The organism is Dyella sp. (genome assembly GCF_036384435.1).
Taxonomy (GTDB): domain Bacteria; phylum Pseudomonadota; class Gammaproteobacteria; order Xanthomonadales; family Rhodanobacteraceae; genus GSA-30.
On sequence record NZ_DASVMI010000033.1, the window covers coordinates 1 to 3,659 of the forward strand.

1 protein-coding gene is annotated in these 3,659 nt (G+C 62.5%); it reads right to left on the reverse strand.

The window, feature by feature from the left end; genetic code table 11:
* A partial coding sequence (locus VF436_RS03130) for an amino acid adenylation domain-containing protein (protein ID WP_330902523.1) occupies positions 1–3,659 on the reverse strand: 3,659 nt, incomplete at both ends.

Sequence of the window (3,659 nt, forward strand, 5' to 3'; positions counted from 1 at the left end):
CCCAGCAGGGCCACGATCAGCTCGGGCGAGCGAGGCATGGCCAGGCCCACGATCTGCTCCGGACCGATGCCTTCGGCGATGAGTACATGCGCCAGACGATTGGCGCGCTGTTCGAGCTCGCCATAGGACAGCGACGTGCCTTCGTAACCGATCGCCAACGCTTGCGGCTGATGCAGGGCCTGTTGCTCGAAGAGCGTAGGGAACGGCAACGCGGCGATGTCCTGCGATGTTGCGTTCCAGTGCGACAGCAACTGGGTGAGTTCGTTGTTGGATAACACATCGATCTGTCGGGCAGGCATGAGTGGCCGCTGTTCGAGTGCATCGGCCAGGCTTTCCAGCGCCTGCTGCATATAGCCGACAACCCGTTCGGCCGAGTGCGGCTGCACCACTTGTACGGTCAGGCCCAGGGCATGGCCGGAGTCGTCGACGGACAAGGTGAACGGATAATTCGACCGTTCCTCGCCGCTGATCCATGTCACGCCATCGAGCAGCGGCATGGTGGCCGTTTCGCCACTGGGCGAGAGGTTGTGCCGGTAGTTGAGCAACGCACTGAACAAGGGCGCCGGGGCCGCCACGCCGCTGCAACGCTGGGCCAGGGCCAGCGAGGCGTGTTCGTGACGCAGCAGTTGAGCCAACTGCGCATGCGCCTGACGCACGCCGTCCTCGACGCTGCGACCGTCCAGGGTCAGGCGCAGCGGCAAGGTGTTGATGAACAGGCCGATGGCCCGTCCGGCATCCTTGCCCGCCTGCATGCGACCAAACAGCACGGTACCGAATACCACGTCTTCGCGACCGCTGGTACGTGCGACAACCTGGCCCCAGGCCAGATGGCACAGGCTGGCCAGGCTCACGCCACAACGACGGGCCTGCGCACGCAGCCGCTCCTGCAAGGAGGCCGGCACCAGCCGGTAGGCATCCTGGACCTGACTGCCGTCACGATGGACGTCGGCCAGCCCGAAAGGCAAGGTCGGCTCCTGCACATCGGCAAGCATCTGGCGAAAGAACTGCTCGTGTTCCTGCGTGGACACGCCCAGGCGCGATTGCGCCACCATGTGGCGGAAGGGTTGAGGCGCGGGCAACCGATCGCCACGCCCCTGCGCGATCGCCTTGATCTCGGCCAGGATGATGCCCAGCGAAGACACGTCGTCGATCAGATGATGCTGGATCTGCAACAGCAACCAGCGATCCGAGCCGGGCTCGCGTGCAATGGCGGCACGCAACAAGGGCGCGTGGGTCAGGTCGATACGGTAATGACGCGGATCGAAGCGACGCGCCAGTTGCTCGGACGGTGCGCCCGCCTGGGGATCGAGTGTCACCTCGGTCACGTCCAGTTGCGCCTGTCGCCAGACGACCTGGGCGGGCATGCTCACGCCTTCCCAGATAAAGGCCGTGCGCAGGATGTCGTGACGATCGATCACCTGCTGCAAGGCACCCAGGTAACGATCCAGCACGGCGCGATCGTCAAAGGCCAGTTGGTTGACCTGCAAGTAGGGATCGCCACCCTTGGCCAGCAGATGATGAAACAGGATGCCTTCCTGCAAGGGCGAAAGGGCGTAGATATCCTTGATGTTGCGAACGCCACCGGGCACGCGTGCCACGATCTGGTCGATATCGGCCTGTGACAGGTCGATCAGCGGCAGCATCGCGGGCGAGAGCGTGGTGCTGTCGGCCTCGATGAGGTTAGGTGGCGTAACCCACTCGTGGTGGCTACCCAAGGTATCGGCCAGGTCGGCCAGGGTCGGGGTCGCAAACAGCGCATGCACTTCGATGCTCAAACCCAGTCGGCGCAAGCGACCCATCAACTGGATAGCCAACAGGGAATGGCCACCCAGTTCGAAGAAGTTGTCGTGGCGACCGATGCGCTCGATGCCGAGCAGTTCGGACCAGACCTGGGCCAGCCGCTGTTCGATCTCGCCCCGGGGGGCTTCATAGGCGCGCCGCATGAACGCCTCTTCGTCGGGCGCGGGCAGCGCCTTGCGATCGATCTTGCCGCTGGGGGTGAGTGGCAGCGTATCCAGCGTCACGAAGGCTGCCGGCAACATGTAATCAGGCAGGGCCGCGGCAACGGCCTGGCGCAGGGCCGTGCTGTCGGGCCGGACACCCTCGACCGCCGCCACATACGCCACCAGTTGCTTGTGCCCGGCGGCGGCATCACGTGCCACCACCACGGCCTGTGCTACGCCGGGTTGCGCGGCCAGTACCGCCTCGATCTCGCCCAGCTCGATGCGGAAACCGCGGATCTTTACCTGATGATCGTTGCGACCCAGGTATTCAATCTCGCCATCAGGCATGTAGCGCGCCAGATCACCCGTCCGATACATGTGCGCGCCTGGCGTGCTGGCGAACGGATCCGTCAAGAACCGCTCTGCGGTAAGCTCGGGGCGATTGAGATAGCCTCGTGCCACACCTGCGCCGCCGATATACAACTCTCCAACCGCCCCGAAGGGAACTGGCTGCAACTGCGCATCGAGCAAATACATGCTCACATTGGCGATGGGTTTGCCGATCGGCACCACGTCGCCGGAGAAGCCAGGAGGGCAGGCCCATGCCGTGACATCGATGGCCGCCTCGGTGGGCCCATAGAGATTGTGCAGTGCTGCATGGGGAAACCACTGCCGAGCCTTACGTGCCAATGCTGGAGAAAGCGCTTCACCACTGCAGAAAATATGTCGCAATGAACGGCATGAACCCGGGGCGACCTGATCAAGAAACGATGCCAGCATCGAGGGCACGAAGTGCAGCGTGGTTACTTCGTGTGCCTGGATGAGTTCAAGCAACGCCAACGGGTCCTTGTGCGCGCCGGGAGGAGCCATTAACAAGGCGGCGCCATAACCGAGCGTCCAGAAGAACTCCCATACGGAAACATCGAAGCTATAGGGCGTTTTCTGCAACGTCAGATCGTTGGATTGCAACCGGTAGCTGGCTTGCATCCAGCTGAGACGGTTCAACAGGCCGCGATGTTCGTTGGGTACACCCTTGGGACGCCCTGTAGAACCGGAGGTGTAGATCACATACGCCAGATGCGCTGGCGTCAGGCCGGTTGCGTGGATATCGGGGTTGGCAGGCGATCGTGACGACCATGACGGTTCGGCTTCGTCCACGCGCAGCAATGGCAACTGTTCGGCCACGACTGTTTCCACGGCATGCAAGCCACTGGCATCGACCAGAAGGGCAAGCGGTCGTGCATCCTCGAGCATCTGAGCCAGACGATCGGGAGGATTGCCGGGGTCAAGGGGAAGATAGGCTGCACCGGCTTTGAGAATGCCGAACAATCCCACGACCATGCCCACGCTACGCTCGACGCATAGTGCGATCAAGGTATCGGGCTTGGCTCCTCGTGCGATCAATTCATGCGCCAACTGGTTGGCGCGATCATTCAGTTGTGCGTATGAAAGCATGGTGTCGCCGCAGATCAGTGCTGTTGCCTGCGGTTGCTGACGTACTTGTGCCTCGAACAACTGATGCATGCACAAATCCGTCGGAAACGATTCGGACGGACCACGCGAAACACTGAGCAGAAATTGGCGCTCGTCGTTGGATAACACATCGATCTGTCGGGCAGGCATGAGTGGCCGCTGTTCGAGTGCATCGGCCAGGCTTTCCAGCGCCTGCTGCATATAGCCGACAACCCGTTCGGCCGAGTGCGGCTGCACCACTTG